At 69.2% G+C, this 18,620-nt stretch carries 19 protein-coding genes and 1 tRNA gene; 5 read left to right on the top strand and 15 right to left on the bottom strand.

Annotated elements, in window-relative coordinates; translation table 11 throughout:
* Positions 1-40: 40 nt before the first annotated feature.
* Positions 41-1,252 carry a glycosyltransferase gene (locus NE2_RS08980; RefSeq protein ID WP_063025505.1) on the bottom strand — a complete coding sequence of 404 codons (1,212 nt, stop codon included), beginning with the start codon at positions 1,250-1,252 and terminating at the stop codon, positions 41-43.
* A gap of 344 nt (positions 1,253-1,596) precedes the next feature.
* Here NE2_RS08980 and NE2_RS08975 point away from each other — a divergent pair, with 344 nt between their 5' ends.
* The 3 genes from NE2_RS08975 to NE2_RS08965 are packed head-to-tail and all read left to right on the top strand — an operon-like array spanning position 1,597 to position 2,814.
* Positions 1,597-1,914, top strand: a complete 318-nt coding sequence (locus NE2_RS08975; RefSeq protein WP_146165286.1) for a glycosyltransferase family 9 protein — start codon at positions 1,597-1,599, stop codon at positions 1,912-1,914.
* An 8-nt stretch (positions 1,915-1,922) separates the two neighbouring features.
* Entirely contained in the window at positions 1,923-2,132 is a 210-nt protein-coding gene (locus NE2_RS08970) for a hypothetical protein (RefSeq protein WP_063025503.1), read from the top strand.
* 13 nt (positions 2,133-2,145) lie between these two features.
* Positions 2,146-2,814 carry a trypsin-like peptidase domain-containing protein gene (locus NE2_RS08965; RefSeq protein ID WP_063025502.1) on the top strand — a complete coding sequence of 223 codons (669 nt, stop codon included), beginning with the start codon at positions 2,146-2,148 and terminating at the stop codon, positions 2,812-2,814.
* Here NE2_RS08965 and NE2_RS08960 read toward each other — a convergent pair.
* Positions 2,793-3,263, bottom strand: coding sequence for a PaaI family thioesterase (locus tag NE2_RS08960; RefSeq protein ID WP_030512885.1), 471 nt, complete (start codon positions 3,261-3,263; stop codon positions 2,793-2,795). The two genes, NE2_RS08965 and NE2_RS08960, sit on opposite strands and share 22 nt — an antisense overlap.
* 170 nt (positions 3,264-3,433) lie before the next feature.
* Positions 3,434-3,506, bottom strand: a tRNA-Asn gene (locus NE2_RS08955).
* Positions 3,507-3,801: 295 nt separating this feature from the next.
* Between NE2_RS08955 and NE2_RS08950 the strand changes: the two genes are divergently transcribed.
* Positions 3,802-4,047: a hypothetical protein gene (locus tag NE2_RS08950; RefSeq protein WP_036499775.1), complete on the top strand. Its 246-nt coding sequence runs from the start codon at positions 3,802-3,804 to the stop codon at positions 4,045-4,047.
* Between the two features lie 62 nt (positions 4,048-4,109).
* Here NE2_RS08950 and NE2_RS08945 read toward each other — a convergent pair whose 3' ends face one another.
* From NE2_RS08945 to NE2_RS08925, 5 genes are all read right to left on the bottom strand, one after another.
* A complete protein-coding gene (locus tag NE2_RS08945; protein WP_063025501.1) occupies positions 4,110-4,730 on the bottom strand; it encodes an alpha/beta fold hydrolase in 621 nt (206 codons plus the stop codon).
* 130 nt (positions 4,731-4,860) lie between these two features.
* Positions 4,861-6,771, bottom strand: a complete 1,911-nt coding sequence (gene dnaG, locus NE2_RS08940; protein WP_063025500.1) for a DNA primase — start codon at positions 6,769-6,771, stop codon at positions 4,861-4,863.
* A gap of 49 nt (positions 6,772-6,820) precedes the next feature.
* Positions 6,821-8,083, bottom strand: a complete 1,263-nt coding sequence (locus NE2_RS08935) for a deoxyguanosinetriphosphate triphosphohydrolase (protein ID WP_267468903.1) — start codon at positions 8,081-8,083, stop codon at positions 6,821-6,823.
* A 24-nt stretch (positions 8,084-8,107) separates the two neighbouring features.
* Positions 8,108-8,800 carry a YdcF family protein gene (locus tag NE2_RS08930; protein WP_030512880.1) on the bottom strand — a complete coding sequence of 231 codons (693 nt, stop codon included), beginning with the start codon at positions 8,798-8,800 and terminating at the stop codon, positions 8,108-8,110.
* Between the two features lie 78 nt (positions 8,801-8,878).
* Positions 8,879-9,574: an MBL fold metallo-hydrolase gene (locus NE2_RS08925; RefSeq protein WP_030512879.1), complete on the bottom strand. Its 696-nt coding sequence runs from the start codon at positions 9,572-9,574 to the stop codon at positions 8,879-8,881.
* 64 nt (positions 9,575-9,638) lie between these two features.
* Here NE2_RS08925 and NE2_RS08920 point away from each other — a divergent pair, with 64 nt between their 5' ends.
* A complete protein-coding gene (locus tag NE2_RS08920) occupies positions 9,639-11,636 on the top strand; it encodes a TPM domain-containing protein (RefSeq protein WP_063025499.1) in 1,998 nt (665 codons plus the stop codon).
* Positions 11,637-11,646: 10 nt separating this feature from the next.
* Here the strand turns inward: NE2_RS08920 and NE2_RS08915 are convergent, their stop codons facing one another.
* From NE2_RS08915 to NE2_RS08885, 7 genes are all read right to left on the bottom strand, one after another.
* Positions 11,647-12,105, bottom strand: a complete 459-nt coding sequence (locus tag NE2_RS08915) for a VOC family protein (protein ID WP_063025498.1) — start codon at positions 12,103-12,105, stop codon at positions 11,647-11,649.
* A gap of 35 nt (positions 12,106-12,140) precedes the next feature.
* The gene (locus NE2_RS08910; RefSeq protein ID WP_063025497.1) at positions 12,141-12,746 is read right to left on the bottom strand and encodes a response regulator transcription factor; all 606 of its coding nucleotides are present in this window, start codon (positions 12,744-12,746) and stop codon (positions 12,141-12,143) included.
* A 186-nt stretch (positions 12,747-12,932) separates the two neighbouring features.
* Positions 12,933-14,126 carry a sensor histidine kinase gene (locus tag NE2_RS08905; RefSeq protein WP_063025496.1) on the bottom strand — a complete coding sequence of 398 codons (1,194 nt, stop codon included), beginning with the start codon at positions 14,124-14,126 and terminating at the stop codon, positions 12,933-12,935.
* Positions 14,127-14,211: 85 nt separating this feature from the next.
* The gene (locus NE2_RS08900; protein ID WP_063025495.1) at positions 14,212-14,994 is read right to left on the bottom strand and encodes an ABC transporter permease; all 783 of its coding nucleotides are present in this window, start codon (positions 14,992-14,994) and stop codon (positions 14,212-14,214) included.
* A gap of 1 nt (position 14,995) precedes the next feature.
* Entirely contained in the window at positions 14,996-15,931 is a 936-nt protein-coding gene (locus tag NE2_RS08895; RefSeq protein ID WP_063025494.1) for an ABC transporter ATP-binding protein, read from the bottom strand.
* 68 nt (positions 15,932-15,999) lie between these two features.
* Positions 16,000-16,920, bottom strand: coding sequence for an NADP-dependent oxidoreductase (locus NE2_RS08890; protein ID WP_063025572.1), 921 nt, complete (start codon positions 16,918-16,920; stop codon positions 16,000-16,002).
* A 202-nt stretch (positions 16,921-17,122) separates the two neighbouring features.
* Positions 17,123-18,514 (bottom strand): glycine--tRNA ligase, encoded by a 1,392-nt coding sequence (locus NE2_RS08885; RefSeq protein WP_063025493.1) that lies wholly within the window; start codon positions 18,512-18,514, stop codon positions 17,123-17,125.
* Between the last annotated feature and the right edge of the window lie 106 nt (positions 18,515-18,620).

Raw genomic sequence — 18,620 nt, 5'->3', positions numbered from 1 at the left:
GGGCGAGTCGGTTGATTCATCCGCGAGTTTTCTCCTGATGTCAGCGAGCGGACGATGCGATGTCGCCCGCAGCGGCCGTGGCGGCGGTCCGTCGATAGGCCGCCGAGGTATCCCTGGAGATCCGATCCCACGAATACCGTGCGCGGGCTCGTTGCAGACCCGCCTCCCCCATCGCCTGGCGCGCCTGCCGGGTATCGAGCAGGCCCGACAGGACCTCCGCCACAACCGCGGGGTCACCCGAGGGCACCAGGCGACCGGTCACGCCGTCGAGGACGGTGTCGAGCATTCCGCCGACCGCGGTGGCGACCACGGGCTTCGCGCACGACATCGCCTCGAGCGGAACGATGCCGAACGGCTCGTACCACGGCGTGCAGACCACGGCGTCGGCCGAGCGCAACAGCATCGGCAGCTGGGCCCGCGGCACCGGCCCGCGGAACCGGACTCGTTGCGACACACCGTATTCCGCGGCCACCGCACGCAATCGCGTTTGCTCGGCCTCGTCCTCGGCACCCTGCGAACCACCCGCGATCACCAGTTCGGTATCGGGAACTTCCGACAACGCCGCGATCGCCGTGTCGAATCCCTTCCGTCGCACCATGCGGCCGACCGAGACGATCCGCCGCGCCGCGCCGGGTTCCTCGGCCGGACCGTCGGGAGTGAACAGCGACAGGTCCACGCCGCACGGCACCACCGACGTGCGCTCGCGTGGCACCCCCATCCTGCCCAGCTCCCGGACCTCGTCGGAACAGGTCGCGACGATATGTGTCGCACCGGCCGCGACCCGGCGCTCGGACTGGATGCGAGAGCGCGGGCTGGTGTCGGCCAGCCCCTGATAGCGACGCTTCACGGTGCCCAGGGCGTGGAAGGTCAGCACCACCGGAACGGCGAGATCGCCTGCGGCGCGTTCGGCGGCGATACCCGACATCCAGAAATGCGCGTGCACCACATCGGGCGGATCGGCACTCCACTCCTGTCGCAGGAATGCGGCGAAATCGTCGAGGAACGGCAGAATATCGTCCTTCAGGATGTGCTCCGGCGGGCCGGCCGGAACGTGGATCACGCGATATCCCGCCCCCACCAGGACCTCAGTGGGGATGTCGGGGTCGTCTCGGCGGGTATAGACCCGCACGTCGTGCCCCAACCGGGCCAGTCCCGCGGCGAGCTCGGCCACATGCACGTTCTGCCCGCCCGCGTCCACGCCACCCAGGGGAGCCAACGGGCTGGCGTGTTCGGACACCATCGCAATCTTCACGCTTCCTCCGATCCGCGCGACGCCGGTGGACCTCGCGCTTTCGAACTACGCCATAGCTCGCGGAAACCGTGGATATATGCGACTTGCGACCGGCTCGATCGTTCGACTTCCGAACCGGTTCGTGGTCGGCATGCCCGCGCAGACGCGATGCAAACTGTCCGGAGCAGAACTGCCCGACGACCAGGCGAGCCGCAGATTCGGCAGGACTGAGTCGCGCGCGCACGGGTAGGGCTGCGGTATGTCCGAGACGACGACAGCCCCAACCACGACGGCCGCACCGGCCCGCCCCTGTTCCGGCGACCGAGCGTGCGCGCATCGGCCCGATCGGCGACATCGTGCCGGACGTGCGGCGCATCGTGGTCCTGCGCGGCGGCACACTCGGCGACCTCCTGTACGCGATGCCGGCGTTGTACGCATTGGCCGCGGCCTGTCCCGGCGCCGTGATCACGCCGCTCGGCTCGGCCCCGCATGCCGAACTTCTGCGGGGCCGTCCCGGACCGGTCGACGAGGTCGCGGTTCTCCCGGTCACCCGCACCGACCGGAACGAACCCGCGCAGCGGCCGAGGCCGACTTCGTCGACCGCCTCCGCGAACGCCTGGTGGACCTGGCCGTGCAGCTGCACGGCGGCGGCGCCTGGCCGAATCCTTCTCTACGCCAACTGAATCCGCGGGTGAGCATCGGTTCCCGCGCCGAGGGTGCAGCCCCGCTGGACCGCGACCTCGCCTACCGCTTCTATCAGAACGAGGTGTTGCGGGCACTCGGGGTGGTCGGGATGGCCTGCGCGCCGCCGGTGGTGATGGAGCCGCGCGTGGAGCCCACACCCCCGCGATCCGGCCGCGGCGGATGCCATACTGGCACCGCGGGCGGGAGGGAGGAGTGACGCCGAGGGCGCCATGACCGAGAAGATGAAGAAATCGATCATCGCAGCCGCGCTGTTGGCCGGAGCCGTCGTCCTGGCGGCGCCGGCGGTGGCCCCCGCCGATTCGCCCGCCCGGGTGGTGGGGCCCGGCACCTCGCTCGGCCTCTGCACGATCACCGCGGCCGGACACGACGCAGCGGGCAACGCGGTGGCGCTCACCGCCGGCCACTGCATGTTCAGCCCCGGGCAGAGCGTCGTCGCCCCCGCCATCGGCAGAATCGGGCGCTACGCCAGCTGGACATCGAAATGGGCGCTGCTGCAATCGGATTCGACCAGTGACTGGGCCGTCATCGCACTGCGCCCCGGCATCGGCATCTCGACCGTGGCCCCGAACGGCGCCGTGATCGATCACGTCGGTGCGGTGCCGGCCCCCGGCAGCCGCCTCGACAAATACGGCAGCACCACCCGCACCACCAGCGGCCAGGTCGATTCGGTCACCGACAATGTGATCCACACCTCCGTCCCGGGCCTCAACGGCGACAGCGGCTCCCCCGCCTACCAGGGCACGGGTCTGGTGGGCATCGACTCGCAGATCAACCCCACGACACCGGCCGGCCCGTTCTGGTTCTCCGGCATCGAGGGTGTGCTGGCCGAGATCAACTCCCGTCCGGGGATCGTCGGCTACGGCTTCCGGATCGGCTGATCGGATGCGCCGCTCAGACAGATCAACGTTTGCTGACCGGTCGCGATCAGTGTGCGCCGATCGTCGCGGACCCCGAACACCTCCAGCCTGCACACGGTCAGCGTGCGCCCCGATTTGAGGACGACACCGACCGCCTCGAGGTGATCCCCCTCGGCCGGGGCGAGCAGATTGATCTTGTACTCCACCGTCAGCACCGAGGAGTCGTCGGGGAACAGCGTGTATGCCGCATATCCGCCGGCGCTGTCCGCGATCGCGCTGGTGGCGCCGGCATGCACATACCCGTGCTGCTGCGTCACCTCGGGCCGGTGCGGCAGTTCGATGTGTACCCGCCCCGGACCGATATGGGCGAGCCGGGCGCCCAGATGACGCATCAGCCCCTGCCGCTCGAAACTGTCCCGGATGCGTGCCTGCACAGCGGGACTCGCCTGCTCGTATGCCGCCTCGTCCATCGATCTCCTCGTGAGCCCGTTCGCGGCGCACATCGTATCCCCGAGCCCTGCGACCGCCCGGCGGTGAGGATCCCGAATCGGGCGATCGGCGTTCGCCCCGACCACGACTCTCAGAACGAGAACAGCCCCTGGTCTGTGGTACGTTCCCACAGGCCAGGGGCCGTTTTCTGCTCCCCCATCTGGACTCGAACCAGAAACCTGCCGATTAACAGTCGGCTGCTCTGCCAATTGAGCTATAGGGGATTGCTCCGGTCAGCCCGTGCGGGCCGGCCGAGCACAAACTTTAGCTTATGTCCGGTCCGCTCCCCAAATCGGCCCGGGAGCTGGGGAAATGCGGAACGCAGCGGCGTGTCGGGGGCGGGCGGCACGGCCCTGACCGCGGTCTCCAACCAAAGTGTGCGGGTGGAGATTTCGAGAGCCCGGCGGTAAGGATCGGAAATTGTCGGTGGGGTCTGGCAAGGTGGTGCCGGATCGACAGTCCGGCTCGATGTCGGGCAGGATGTACGGCGCGGACAGCTACTGGGAGGAGCCCGAAAGAATGCTGCGGTTGATCATCGGCGTCGCAGCCGGTTATGTGCTGGGGGCCAAGGCGGGGCGGGCTCGCTACGAGCAGATCAGCAAGACCACCCGTGCTGTCGCCGCCAGCCCGGTCACCCGCAAACTGGTTCAGGCCAGCCGCCAGAAGCTGTCGGACCGCCTCAATACCCAGCCGCGGCTCGAGCCCATGGAACCGATCGACGAGCGCACCACCGTCCTCGTCCCCCAGGACCAGCTCCGCCGCTGAGCCAGGATCCCTGTGACTTCGCTGCCCGACGTCCCCGCCGGGCAGCGTGTCACTGGGCGCACCTACCTACCGGCCGAGCTGATTTTCCCTGGCTCCGCGTCGGCCACCGAGCCCGCGCGTACCGCCGCGGCGATGTGGCGGGCGAGCAGGTGCGGCGCCTGCGCGTGCGCCAGATGCCCCTGCCCCGGTAGCTGGTCGATGCGGGCCTGCGGCAGTGCGCCGGCGATCCGGTCGAATGCGGTGCCGTACGGTTCGGCGTTCGCGTTGAGTTCGCCCAGCAGGGTCACGGGGACGCTCAGGGCGCGATACCGCCGCAGGTCCACTCGGTAGGCCTCGATTGCCGCGAGTTCCGTCGGCAGCGGGGCCGCCAGCGGGCGCAGCACCGCCCACGTCGGCGATTCCCGCAGGGCGGCAACATATTCCGCGGAGAAGCCGGATACATCGGTGTTGACCAGCCGGACGACCCCATCCAGATCATCGCGGTCGACGGCGGCGCGCAGCGCGGGGATCGCGGCGGGGGCGAAGGGCGCCGATACCGGTTCGTAGGCGATCACCGACCGCAGAGCCGACCGCTCGCAGGCCGCCTCCAGGGCGATCAGTCCGCCGTAGCTCCATCCGAACAGCTCCACCGCCGCGCCGAGGGCGTCGAGGATGTGGTGCAAGTCGTCGATTTCGGTCCGCACGGAGCAGTCGGCTCCCAGCGGGCGCTCGGCACCCGTCCGCGGCGATTGGTCGTCACCACCGGATTGGGCAGTCCGAGCCGCTCCACCACGGGTCGCCAGGTGGCGGCATCGGACATGACCCCCGGAACGATCAGGCCACGTTGAAATCATCCGAGTTGCCCATGGCCTGGGTGAGCAGGCTCTTGCGGTACTGCTCCAGGGCGACCAGATCGCCGAACAGGGCCATGTAGTCGTCCGGCTGTTCGGTCGACGAGACCCGCTGCAGTTTCGACTTGAGCGCGGCGACCTGGCGGCCGACCCACGCCTCCTGCACCCGCGCCAGCACGCCGGAGATGAACCGGGGGATGTCGTCCATCGATTTGACCGGGAGCGGCTCGGCGGCCAGTTCGGAGACCAGTGCGCGCAGCATCAGATCGTCGGTGTGGTCGGCGACGCGCGAAACCCATTCCGCGCCACCGAGTCCCGCTGCCGTGCCACCGGCGGCGGCGAGGGCGGCGCGCACGGCGATGTAAGCGGGGTGGGTGAACGCTTCGGGCTCGAGACTGTCGAAGATCGGTCCCGCGGTCGCAGGATACTGCAGGGCGGCGGCGAGTACTTGCCGCTGCGGCAGCAGCACCGGATCGCCCGGATTCGGGCGGGCGGCGGCCGACTCCGCGACCGCTGTCTCGGTGGCCGCTTCGCGGCCGGGCACGCCCTTCACCGGCTTACCGCGGCGGGCGTGGTCACCGACCCGTCGCACCACCAGCTGGATGTCGTCCCAGCCGACCCACCCGGCCAGCTTCGTGGCATACGCCTTGCGCAGCGCGTTGTCCTTGATCTGCGCCACCACGGGCACCGCACGCCGCAGCGCCTCCACCTGCCCCTCGGGGGTGTCTAGGTTGTGGTCGGCGAGCAGGCCGCGAATCACGAACTCGTACAACGGGACCCGCCGGGCCACCAGATCGCGGACCGCGCCGTCGCCGGAACGCTGACGCAATTCGCACGGGTCCTGCCCGTCGGGGGCGACCGCGATATACGTCTGCCCGGCCAGTTTCTGGTCACCGGAAAAGGCCTTCAGCGCCGCGGCCTGGCCGGCGGCATCACCGTCGAAGGTGTAGATGATCTCACCGCGCCAGAAATTGTCGTCCATCAGCAACCGGCGCAGCATCGACAGGTGCTCGTCGCCGAAGGCGGTGCCACAGGAGGCGACCGCGGTCGTCACACCCGCCAGATGCATGGCCATCACATCGGTGTAGCCCTCGACGACCACCGCCTGGTGGCTCTTGGCGATCTCCCGCTTGGCGTGGTCGAGCCCGAACAGCACCTGAGACTTCTTGTACAACACCGTTTCCGGCGTGTTGATGTACTTGGCGGTCATCTGGTCGTCGTCGAACAGGCGCCGGGCGCCGAAGCCGATGACGTCGCCGCTCAGATTCCGGATCGGCCACAGCAGCCGGCGGTGGAACCGGTCGATGGGGCCGTGCCGGCCGGGCTTGGACAGCCCCGCCGCCTCCAGCTCCTTGATGTCGAAACCCTTGCGCAGCAGGTATTTCGTCAGCGTATCCCAACCGGCCGGGGCGTAACCGCAGCCGAAATGCCGCGCGGCGTTGGCATCGAAATTGCGGTCGGTGAGATACTTGCGAGCCACCTCCGCGCCCGGTTCGCGCAGTTGCGCCTGATAGAACTCGTGCGCGGCCGCATTGGCGGCGACCAGGCGGGAACGGGTGCCGCGGTCGCGCTGCACCGAGGTCCCGCCGCCCTCGTAATTGATCTTGTAGCCGATCCGGTCGGCCAGTTGCTCGACCGCCTCGACGAATCCGACGTGGTCGATCTTCTGCAGAAACGCGAACACGTCACCGCTCTCGCCACAGCCGAAGCAGTGGAAGTGGCTGTGGTTCGGCCGCACGTGGAACGACGGCGACTTCTCGTCGTGGAACGGGCACAACCCCTTCAGCGAGTCCGCACCGGCACGCTTGAGCGACACATATTCACCGACGACATCCTCGATGCGTACGCGTTCACGTATTGCCGCGATATCGCGATCCGGAAGTCGACCTGCCACAAAATGCGAGTCTAGCCGCGTACCGGCCGGCCCACGCCGACGACCGGGGTCAGCGGGCCGCGATCCGTTCCAGCCTGCTCTCGGTGTAGGAGGCGATCTGATCGACGATCACGCGCACGCGGGCGGTGTCGTCGGTGGCCGCCTCCCACCACGGCAGCAGGATCGGGTCGAGGCCCTGGGGGGCGCCGGCCAGCAGGCGGTCGGCCACGAATCGGATGCGCTCGCGCTGTTCGGCCTGGCGTTTGTGATGTTCGGGGTCCGACATCACATACCGCAGGGCGACCGTTTTCAACAGCGCGACCTCCGCGGCCACCACGGCCGGCACCTCGAGGTCGGCGGCGTAGCGGCACAGCGACTGCCCGGTCCATGCGGCACGGGTCGCCTCGACCGCCGCGGTCGCGAACCGGCCGACCAGATCGCTGGTCAGCCGCTTGAGCGCGACCGAGGCGCGCAGGGTGCCGTCGTAGCCGGCGGCCTCGGCGATCACCTGCAGCTGCGAGAGCCGCTGACCGGCCGCGATCAGATCGTCGGCGGACAGGTCGCGGTGCTGGCGCTGGCCCAGTTCGGCGAGGGCGGCCTGTTCGGCCGGATCGGCGAGCGCCCGCAGATCGATCCGGCCCGCGATGACCCCGTCCTCGACATCGTGCACCGAGTACGCCACATCATCGGACCAGTCCATGACCTGCGATTCCAACGACTGCCGCCGCTCGGGCGCACCCTTGCGGACCCAGCTCAGCCGGTCCAGATCGGCGTCGTAGGCACCGAACTTCGACCCGGAAGCCGTTCTGCCCCACGGATATTTGACGGTGGCGTCGAGGGCGGCGCGGGTCAGGTTGAGGCCGTAGCTCTCCCACGACGCATCGAAGACCTTCGGCTCCAACCTCGTCAGAATCCGGAGATTCTGGGCGTTGCCCTCGAACCCGCCGTAGGCGTCGGCGAATTCGTCGAGGGCGCGTTCGCCGTTGTGGCCGTACGGCGGATGGCCGATGTCGTGAGCCAGCCCGGCCAGATCGACCAGGTCCGCGTCACAGCCCAGCCCCTCGGCGATGCTGCGCCCGATCTGGGCGACCTCCAGCGAGTGGGTCAGCCGGGTGCGCGGTGTGTCGCCGTCGCGGGGACCCATCACCTGGGTTTTGTCGGCAAGTCGCCGCAACGCCGCCGAATGCAGCACCCGTGCCCGGTCCCGCGCGAAGTCGCTGCGCCGCGCCGGTGCGGGCGACCACCGCAACCCCGCCGTGGGCGAGGTCTCGGACACCATGCGCTCGTGATCGCTGTCGACATACGGGCATTCGGGCATCGCGTCGAAACTCATGGGGAATACCGCCTGGTACGTTTCTCACTGCTCCGCGGTGTATTTGAAATCCGCGGAGAAGTGAGTGAGCTGATACCACAGCAGCGCACCGGTTTCGCGGGCGATGCCGTGGAATTGGGACTCCCGGGTGTAGACCGCCGGGCCGGTGCGCGTCGGCGCGGTCCACGCGTCCAGACCGGCGTCGCGGGCCATGGTGCGGGTGCGCAGCGAATGCCACGGATCGCTGACCAGCACCGCCGAGGACAGGTCGCGAGCCCGCATCGCGGAGGCGACCGCCTCGATACTCTGCAGCGTGTCCGATCCGGTCTCCACGGCCACTACCCGGTCGGCGGGCACGCCGCGATTCTTCAGATAGTTCTTACCGGAGGCGGCCTCGGTGTAGTTGTCGCCCACCTGTTTTCCGCCGACCGTGATCACCAGCGGCGCAACACCTTTGGTGTACAGGTGATAGGCCTGGCCGAGCCGGGCCTCGAAAACCGAGGACGGGGTGCCGTCGTATTGCGCGGCGCCCAGCACCACGATCGCGTCGGCACGGCTGTAGTCGTCGATCCGCGCCACCTGCCAGACCCGGAAAGCGGTCCCGCCGACGAGCACGACCCCGATGAGGACGGTGCCGGCGATCACCCGGCGCACCCAGCGCGCGACCGCCGATCCGCGCGGACGGCGCGGCGCGACGGGCGTGCGGGTCGGGGCGGGATGGGTGAGGGCCGAGGGCATTCCCCGAGTGTGCCAGTGCTCGGTCACGCCACGATTGCGGAGCGCCGGATCCTCACCGCTGCCGGGCACCGGAACCGCTCACCAACCGCGTTGCCGCCACTGCGCGAGCTGCGGACGCTCGGCACCCAGGGTGGTGTCGTCGCCGTGGCCCGGGTAGACGACCGTATCGTCGCCGAAGCGGTCGAACACCTTGGTGGTGACGTCGCTGTAGAGGGAATCGAAATCCTCCGGGGAAGTGGTGCGGCCGACGCCCCCGGGAAACAGGCAGTCGCCGGTGAACAGATGGGTGCGCCCGGAGCCGTCGGTGAGCGCCAGCGCGACCGAACCCGGGGTGTGTCCGCGCAGGTGGACGACCTCGAATTCCAGTTCACCGATCGAGACGGTGTCACCGTCGGCCAGCAGCCGGTCCGGCCGCACCGGAAGCGGTTCGGCATCCAGGGCGTGGGCGGCGGTCGGTACGCCGGTGTCGGCGACCACCGCGCTCAAGGCCTGCCAGTGGTCGAAATGCTGATGGGTGGTGACGATCAGCCGCAGCCGGCCGGGCACCTCCTGGTCCAGCAGGGCCTGGATGCGTTCGGATTCGTTGGCGGCGTCGATCAGCACCGCGTCACCGGTGGCGGTGTCCTGCACCAGATAGACGTTGTTGTCCATACCGCCGACCGACATCTTGACGATCCGGGCGCCCGGCACATCGCGCTGCTGCGGATTCGAACCCGGCGCGACGTGGCCCGTATAGGGGATATCCAGCGTGATCACCCTGCCGATGGTAATCATCGGTTCCGACACGGGTCGGCCGGATCAACGCCCTTTACGCCGTGTCGGCGGATACATTCGTGCTATGCCGCCGGACTCGCGTCTTCGCCGATCACAGCCGCCGACGCTGCTCGCGGTGCTGCTGTCGATCGTCTTCGGGTTCGTGCTCGGCTGCTGCGGCCCGGCGGTCGCCGACGAGCCGATGCGGCTCAACGAATACGTCACCGATTCCGCCCAGGTTCTCGACGGTCCGCAGCGCGACACCGTGCGCGCGTCGGTGGACGCGCTCTACACCGCGCACCGGGAGCGGCTGTGGGTGGTCTACGTCCGCGATTTCGGTGGCGTGGATCCGCAGACCTGGGGCCAGCGCACGGCGACCGCGTCCGGGTTCGGCGAGCGTGATGTGCTGCTGTCGATCGCGACCAGCGACCGCTCCTATGCCTTCACCGGTGCGCTCCCGCCCTCGGTGAGCGATGCGGAACTGAATTCGCTGCTCACCGATCAGGTGGAGCCGCGGCTGCACAACGGCCAGTGGGCCGAGGCCGCGGTGGCCGCGGCCGACGGATTGTCCACGGCCATGGGCGATTCCGGTGGTGTCGGGATCTGGCCGCTGATCGTGATCACTGTGATCGTGCTGGGTGTGATCGGCCTGGTGCTGGGCTATTCGCAGTTGCGCCGGCGGGCGCGGGGGCGCGCCGAGGCCGACGCCGCCCGGGCGGTCGACCCGACCGACACCGCCGCGCTGGCCGGGCTCCGGCCGGATCTGCTCGAGGCTCGCTCGGCGCAGGTGCTGGTCGACACCGACAACGCGATCCGGGCCAGCGCCGAGGAACTGCGCCTGGCCACCGACGAATTCGGCACCACCGCGACCGCCCCGTTCGCCGCCGCGCTCGAGTCCGCGAAACAGGCGATGGCGCATGCCTTTTCGATTCGCCAGCGGCTCGACGACGATATCCCGGAAACTCCTGATCAGCGCCGCGATCTGCTGGTCGAGCTGATCGCCACCTGCGGGCGGGCCGATGCCGAACTCGACGACAAGGTGGCCGAATTCGACGCGATGCGCAATCTGCTGATCGACGCCCCGCAACGGCTGGACGCGCTGACTCGCGATGTGGTCGATCTCACCGTGCGCCTGCCGCGCTCGGAAGAGACGCTGCGGCGGCTGCTGGCCGCACAACCGGAATCGGTCACCGCGCCGGTGCGCGACAACGTGACGATGGCGCGGGAGCGAATCGGCTTCGCCGAGAACACGATCGAACAGGGCAGGCAGGCCGCGGCCGAGCCGGTCGGACGCCAGGGTGGGGTGGTCGCGGCGATTCGCGGCGCGGAGGCCGCGGTGACCGCCGCCCGTACCCTGCTCGATGCCGTGGACACCGCCGAGACCGATATCACGCAGGCGCGAGCCGGTCTGCCGGCGGCGATCGACGAACTGGGCCGCGACCTCGAGACCGCGCGGGGTCTGACCGAACACGGCGGCCCGGAATTGGCGGCGGCGATGTCCGGCGCCCGCACCGCATGGGAGGCGGCCCGGACCACCGGGGACCGCGACCCGCTCGGCACGTTCCACCGCGCGGTCGCGGCCGATACCGCACTGGATCGCGCGGTCGCGGCGGCCGGTGAGCGCAAACTCGCCGCCGAACAACTGCGACGCCGCCTGGACCAGGCCGTGATCGCCGCGCAGAGCCAGGTCCGGGCGGCCGCCGACTTCATCGACACGCGCCGCGGCGGTATCGACGCCGCGCCCCGCACGCGCCTGGCCGAGGCCCAGCGGAATCTGGATCGAGCGCAGCAGCTTTCGGCCACGGACCCGCAGGCGGCACTGGACAGTGCGCAACAGGCCGCCGATCTGGCCACCCGGGCACTGCACGCCGCCGAGGCCGATGTGCGGGAGTGGCAGGCGCGCCGGCCGGTGTCGGGGACCTCGCAGGCCGGCGCCGTATTGGGCGGAATTCTGATCGACAGTCTGCTGCGCGGCGCGGGCAGCGGCTACCGCGGCCGTTCGATGGGCGGATCCGGCTGGGGCCCGGCCTCTTTCGGGGGATCCGACAGTTCCCGCCGGATCAGCCGGGGCGGGCGGTTCTGATCCGGTCGTCTCACCGTGCCGGTGGCACGGCGTCGCCGGTGCGGGTCGCGAGCCACTGCTGGAGTTCGATCAGGTTGCCCTCCGGGTCGCGCAGATAGGCGCAGCGGAGACGGCCGTCGTATTCGACTGGTTCGCCCGAGATTTCGGCGCCGCGCGCGGTGATCTCGGCGAGATAGGCGTCCAGGTCGTCGACCCGCAGCGACACCATCGCCGCGTCGGCGGGCGGGACCGGTGCCACGTCGCTGCCCGATGGCGATCGCGGGCCGGCCTCGGACCGCAAGGTATCGCCCAGCGCCGCGGCCAGATTCGCGCGCTCGTGCAAAGCGAGCGTGCTACCCAGCTCGGGTTTGAAGGCCGCGTAGGGCGGGCGCGGGTCGTCGGTTTGCGGTGTGAGCCCGAGAATGTCGCGATAGAACGTCACGCAGCGGTCGAATTCGGACACGATCAGGCGGATCTGCGTCAGGTGCACATCGGCGAATCTACGCCCGCATCAACCTGGGCCGCTCACAACCAGCCGAGGCGTTCGGCGGCGCGGACGGCCTCGGCGCGGGTGCGGGTGCCGGTCTTGCCGATCGCGGCCGACAGATGGTTGCGGACGGTCCCTTCGGACAGATGCAGGCGGCCCGCGATGACCGCCGCCGTCGATCCGTCGGCCGCGGCGGCGAGCACCTCGCGCTCGCGTGCGGTGAGCGGTGAGGTTCCCGCGGTGAGGGTTTCGGTGGCCAGCGCCGGATCCACCACCCGCAGGCCCATGTGCACGCGCCGCACCGCATCCGCCAATTCCCGTGCGGGCGTGTCCTTGACGACGAATCCGCCGGCTCCGGCGTCGATGGCGCGGCGCAGATAGCCGGGCCGGCCGAACGTGGTCACCATCAGAATCCGGATGTTCGGGAATTCCGCATGCAGACGCGCCGCGACCGAAATACCGTCCATTCCGGGCATTTCCACATCGAGAAGGGCCACATCCGGTGTGGTGCGCCGCACCGCGTCGAGAACCTCGTCACCCCGGCCCACCTCGGCTACCACCTCGAGGTCGGACTCCAGACCCAGCAGTGCCGCCAATGCGCCCCGCACCAGCGCTTGATCGTCTGCGAGCAGCAACCGGATCACCGCCGTCGCCCCCGCCGTGATTCACCGACCGACATCATCCATCGCACACCTGCGACCCTAATCCGGACGGCAGGCTCGCCACCGCCCGACCGGCCGAACCTCGGCACCGCACCCCGGCCGGGCGTCGCCACTCGCGGCGTCGCGACTCGGCACGACTCCGGCCGTCCGCCCGCTGCGTTGCTTCGCTCAGCGGTGCCCGTCCGCCGTGGTGAAGTCCACGGCGATCAAGGTTCCCCCGCCGGGAGGTGTGTCGACCGTGAACACACCGCCCTCGGCGCGCACCCGGTCGCTCGAGCCGCTCAGTCCCGAACCGAAGATGCTGCCGGACAGCCCTTTACCGTCGTCGAAGATGTCGATCCGCGATTCGCTCACCCGTACCCGGCAGTGGCGGGCGCCGCTGTGGCGCACCACGTTCGTCACCGCCTCGCGCAGGACCCATCCGAAGATCACCGCGTATCGCTCGGGGAGTTCGGCCGGGTCCGGGAGCTCCGCCTCGATACCGGCGGCGCGCAGGGCCGTGCGCGCGTTGACGAGTTCACTCGCGAGCGACACCTCGCGCAGGCCGCCCACCGTATCGCGCACCCCGGCCAGCGCCTCCCGGGCGAGTCTCTCCACATCGGCCATCTCCTGCCGGGCCCGGGACGGATCCGAATCGAGCAGCCGTTGCGCCAATTCGGTTTTGACGGTGATGACGGTCAGCGAGTGACCCAGGATGTCGTGCACGTCGCGCGCCACCCGGTTGCGTTCCTCCACGATCGCGAGCTCGCCCTGCTGGCGGCGAGTCAGTTCCCGCAATTGGCCGCGCCGCCGGCCGATTTCGCGACCGGTCCACATCACCACCGGAATGAAGGCGAAATACAGCGGGGCGCTGCCGTAATGCAGCGACAGGCCGATCAGCAGCGCGGCCGTACCCGCCACCACCGCACCGGATTTCGCGGTCGGAAGGACGAAGACGGCGGCGGCCGCGACGTAGATGGCGGTGCCCAGGCCGGTGACACCCAGCAGTACGGTCATCGCGGCGGCGAGCGCCGCCAGCGCGCCCACCACGAGCCATCGCGGCCACTCGTACGAGACCGGCAGCACCGCCTGTGCGTGTCCCTCGTCCCAGTCCGGTTGCCGGAACGGACCGAAGCACGAGGCCGTCAGCACCCAGAAGACCGCGAGGCATACCGCCGCCGCGACGGCCCGCATCCGATGCCCGTCCTGCCATTGCGAGACGATCGGCGCGATCAGATAGAGCAGCCAGATCAAAGCCAGCACCGCGCCGAAGAACAGGCGTCGATGCTGGATGGCGGTATGCGGGGCGGGTGCGCGGTCCATCCTGCGGGCGATCCGGTCCAGCGCTCCGGAGATCGGCCGATCGACCGGAGGTACCCGCATCCTCACCCTCCGTCTCCTGCCCTGGCCGCCGCCGGATTCCGACGCTACCGCACCGTCCACCGAGGCGGACGGTGCGGCGCGGCGGTCAGCGAGCGGTGTCACGCCGGAACAGAACCGCGGCTCCGAGGGCGAATACCGACGCCCACACCACGATGTTCAGCACGGCCAGTGCGGCGGAACCGGCGCCGGTGTCGCCGAGCGGCAATCGGGCCAGGGTCGCGACGCCGTTGGTCGGGAAGACCTTCGACACCGTCTCGAACCAGCCGTGCAGCGGCATGAACAAGCCACCGGCGAACGACAGCAGCGCCAGGACCGGGCCGAGGATCTGCATCACATTCTCCGAGGGCAGCACATAGCCCATGAACAGTCCGAAGGCCGCGAAGACCACCGAGGTCAGCCACGCGATCAGGAAACAGCCCACCCAGGCCGCCGTGGTCAGATGCGCGCCGGTCACCGCACCGGCGACGAAAACGACCACGACCGAACACAATCCGAGCACCATCGCGCCGGCCACTTTGGTGGCGACGTAGGCGGCCGGGCGCAGCGGCGTGAGACGGAGCTGGCGTACCCAGCCGGCGGCGCGCTCCACCGCGACCATGGCGCCGCCGCTGGTGGTGGCCAGCATCGCCCCGTAGACGGCCATCGACACCATCACGTAGGCCGTGACATTCGCCGAGCCGTAGGTTTCGTTGCGGGAGGAGTTCTGGGCGCCGAAGATCACGAAGAACACCACGGGCATCACCAGCGCGAAGATGACGGTGCGGCGGTTGCGCAGCATGCGGCGCAGTTCGAGCAGCAGGAACCCCCAGCTGAATCCGCCGGCGCCCGGGCGGGCGGCATGCGATGCGGGCACGATCGATGTAGTCATCTCAGTGGTCTCCGGTCAGTGCGAGGAAGGCGTCTTCGAGATTGCGGCCGGTGATTTCGATGTCGACTGCCGGTGTCCTGGTCAACAGATAGCGAGCGACCGCGTCGGAGTCGTTGCCGTGCACCAGCACTCGATCACCACGCTGTTCGACCCGGTCCACGCCGGCGAGAGCGAGCAGGCTCGTGGGGTCGGCGCCGGGCAGCGTCGCCGAGACGGTGCGGCCGGAGGCCAGATTCTTCACCGACGCGGCACTGCCGTCGGCCACGACCCGCCCGCCCCGCACCAGCACGATGCGGTCGGCGTAGGCGTCGGCCTCGTCCAGGTAGTGGGTGGCGAAGACGACGGTGCGGCCGAGATCCGCGTCGGCGCGAATGGCGTTCCAGAAATCGCGGCGGCCCTCGACGTCCATGCCGGTGGTCGGCTCGTCGAGTATCAGCAGATCCGGATCGGGCAGCAGCGCGAGCGCGAACCGCAGGCGCTGCTGCTGCCCGCCGGAGCATTTGCCCACCATGCGGTCGGCGATGCCGTCGATTCCGGCACGGACGAACACCTCCCGGGCGGGGCGCGGATTCCGATGCAGAGCCGCGACGACCCGCACCGTTTCGCCGACGGTGAGATCCGGGAGCAGACCACCCGACTGCAGAACGGCCGAAACCCGGCCCGCCGCAACCGCTTCCGCCGGCGTTGCGCCGAGAAGGCGGGCGGTTCCGGCGTCGGGCCGCAGCAGGCCGAGCATCATGTCGATACTGGTGGACTTCCCGGCACCGTTGGGCCCCAGGAAGGCGACCACCTCACCCGCGGTGACGGTCAGATCGAGTCCGTCGACCGCGCGGACGGGCCCGGCGGAGCTGCGGAAGGTTTTGGTCAATCCGCGAAGCTCGATCACCGGTGCGGCGGCGACCCGTTCCGCCGAACCGGATGTCATTGCTGATGTCATGGTTCCACTGTCGCGGGGAACCCGGCGCCGTACCTGGCCCGAGCGTCACGACTGTGCCATGACAGATGTCATGGCAGCAGGACGATCTTGCCCCGGGTGTGGCCGCGCTCGAGTTCGGCGAACGCCGCGCGCACCTCGCCGAGCGGATAGGTGGCGGCGATCGGAATCCGGACGGTCCCCGCGGCGGCCAGTTCGGCCAGCTGCGCGAGCACGTCGATGGTGTCGGCGGCCGCATTGCCCTCCGCCTTGACGCCGTACTTCTCCACGGCGGCGAAATCGATGATCGTGTCGATGCGCTCAGGCTTCACGCCGAGATCGAGGGCGATTTCGACGTAGCCGTTGCCGTGTGTATCGATGAAGGCGTCGATACCGCCCGGCGCCGCCTCCCGGATGCGCTCGGCGAGACCGTCACCGTATTCCACCGCGACCGCCCCCAGCTCGCGCAGATAGTCCTGGTTGTCCGGCCCGGCGATGCCGATCACCGTCACCTCGCGGGCCCGAAGCAGTTGCACCACAATGGATCCGACTCCACCGGCCGCGCCGGACACCGCGATGGTGTCGCCGGCCTCCGGGCTCACGGCCCGCACGGCGGCGAAGGCGGTGGTGCCCGCGACGTACAGCGATCCGGCCACCTCCCACGACAGGCCCACCGGCTTGGGGGTGACCTGCTGGGCCGGCACCACCACCCGGGTGGCGTGGCTGGACCGCTTGTCGCTGAATCCGAGCACCTCGTCGCCGACGGCGATCCCGCTCACCCCGTCGCCGAGCGCGACGATGCGCCCGGCGAAATCGGTGCCCTCCCCCTCGGGAAAGGTGGCCGGCCACAGCTCGTGCAGCGAGCCGTTGCGGATCTTGGCCTCGCCCGGATTGATGCCCGCGGCCACCACCTCGACCGCGACCTGGCCGGGTCCGGGCTGCGGATCCGGCACCTCACGAACCTCGAGTACATCGATATCGCCGTAACGATCGAACTTGACCGCCTGCGCCATGATCAGGACCTTTCGTCGCACCTGTGGGCCGGGCCCGGCCGGACCGCAGTCGGCCCGCCGAATCTCGGATTCTCAGTGCCCGGAACGACTCGGACCACCGCGATATTTCCGCCGCTCCCACTTTTGCGCGCGATTCGTCCCGATGACGCCCGGGTCTTCGGTTATGTCCGAATTCGGTATACCCGGGCGCGCCGCGGTGAACTCAGGCGCCGAGCAGGCGCTGGGCCAGGTAGCCCTCCACCTGGTCGAGTGCGATCCGCTCCTGCGTCATCGAGTCCCGCTCGCGCACGGTGACCGCCTGATCCTCGAGCGTGTCGAAGTCGACGGTGATGCAGAACGGGGTGCCGATCTCGTCCTGGCGGCGGTAGCGGCGGCCGATCGCGCCGGCGTCGTCGAAGTCGACGTTCCAGTTCTTCCGCAGTTGCGCGGCAAGGTCTTTCGCCTTCGGCGACAGATCCGCGTTGCGCGACAACGGAAGTACGGCGGCCTTCACCGGCGCGAGCCGGCGATCCAGGCGCAGCACAGTCCGCTTCTCCATGACACCCTTGGCATTCGGCGCCTCGTCCTCGGTGTAGGCGTCGATCAGGAAGGCCATCAGCGAGCGGGTCAGGCCGGCCGCCGGTTCGATCACGTACGGCGTGTAGCGCTCGTTGGTGTTCTGGTCGAAGTAGCTCAGATCGGTGCCGGAATGCTTGGAGTGGGTCGACAGGTCGAAGTCGGTGCGGTTGGCGACACCCTCGAGCTCACCCCATTCGCTGCTCTGGAAGTGGAAGCGGTACTCGATATCGACCGTGCGGGTCGAATAGTGCGAGAGCTTCTCCTTGGGGTGCTCGTAGAGCCGCAGATTCTCCGGGTCGATGCCGAGGTCGGTGTACCAGGCCAACCGGGTGTCGATCCAGTACTGGTGCCACTGCTCGTCCTCACCCGGCTTGACGAAGAATTCCATCTCCATCTGCTCGAATTCGCGGGTGCGGAAGATGAAGTTGCCGGGGGTGATCTCGTTGCGGAAGCTCTTGCCGATCTGCGCGATACCGAACGGCGGCTTCTTGCGCGCGGTGGTCATCACGTTCGCGAAATTAACGAAGATGCCCTGCGCGGTCTCCGGGCGCAGGTAGTGCAGGCCCTCCTCGGACTCGATGGGCCCGAGGTAGGTCTTGAGCATCATGTTGAAATCGCGCGGTTCGGTCCACTTGCCGACCGTGCCGCAGTCCGGGCAGCCGACCAGATCCATGGACACGCTGTCCGGATCGTCGATCTTGTGCTTCTCGGCGTACGCCTCCTGCAGATGGTCCTGCCGGTGCCGCTTGTGGCAGTTCAGGCATTCGACCAGCGGGTCGTTGAAGACGCTGACGTGTCCGGAGGCCACCCACACCGGCCGCGGCAGGATGATCGCGGAGTCCAGGCCGACCACATCGTCGCGGCTGGTGACCATGGCCCGCCACCACTGCTTCTTGATGTTCTCCTTGAGCTCCACACCCAGCGGACCGTAATCCCACGCCGACCGGGTCCCTCCGTAGATCTCGCCGCTGGGGTACACCAGACCCCGGCGCTTGGCGAGATTCGCGACGGTGTCGATCTTCGACTTGGGTGCCACGGTACGAGCTCTCCCTCTGGATGATGGGTGGAACGATTCGCCCCAGCCTAGCGACACCCCCGGGCGCACCGCGAAGCAGTATCGACGGCCCGCCTCCTTGACATGC

Origin of the sequence: Nocardia elegans NBRC 108235, assembly GCF_001612845.1 — a bacterium.
Lineage (GTDB): Bacteria > Actinomycetota > Actinomycetes > Mycobacteriales > Mycobacteriaceae > Nocardia > Nocardia nova.
This window is presented reverse-complemented; position numbering and strand designations above follow the sequence as displayed.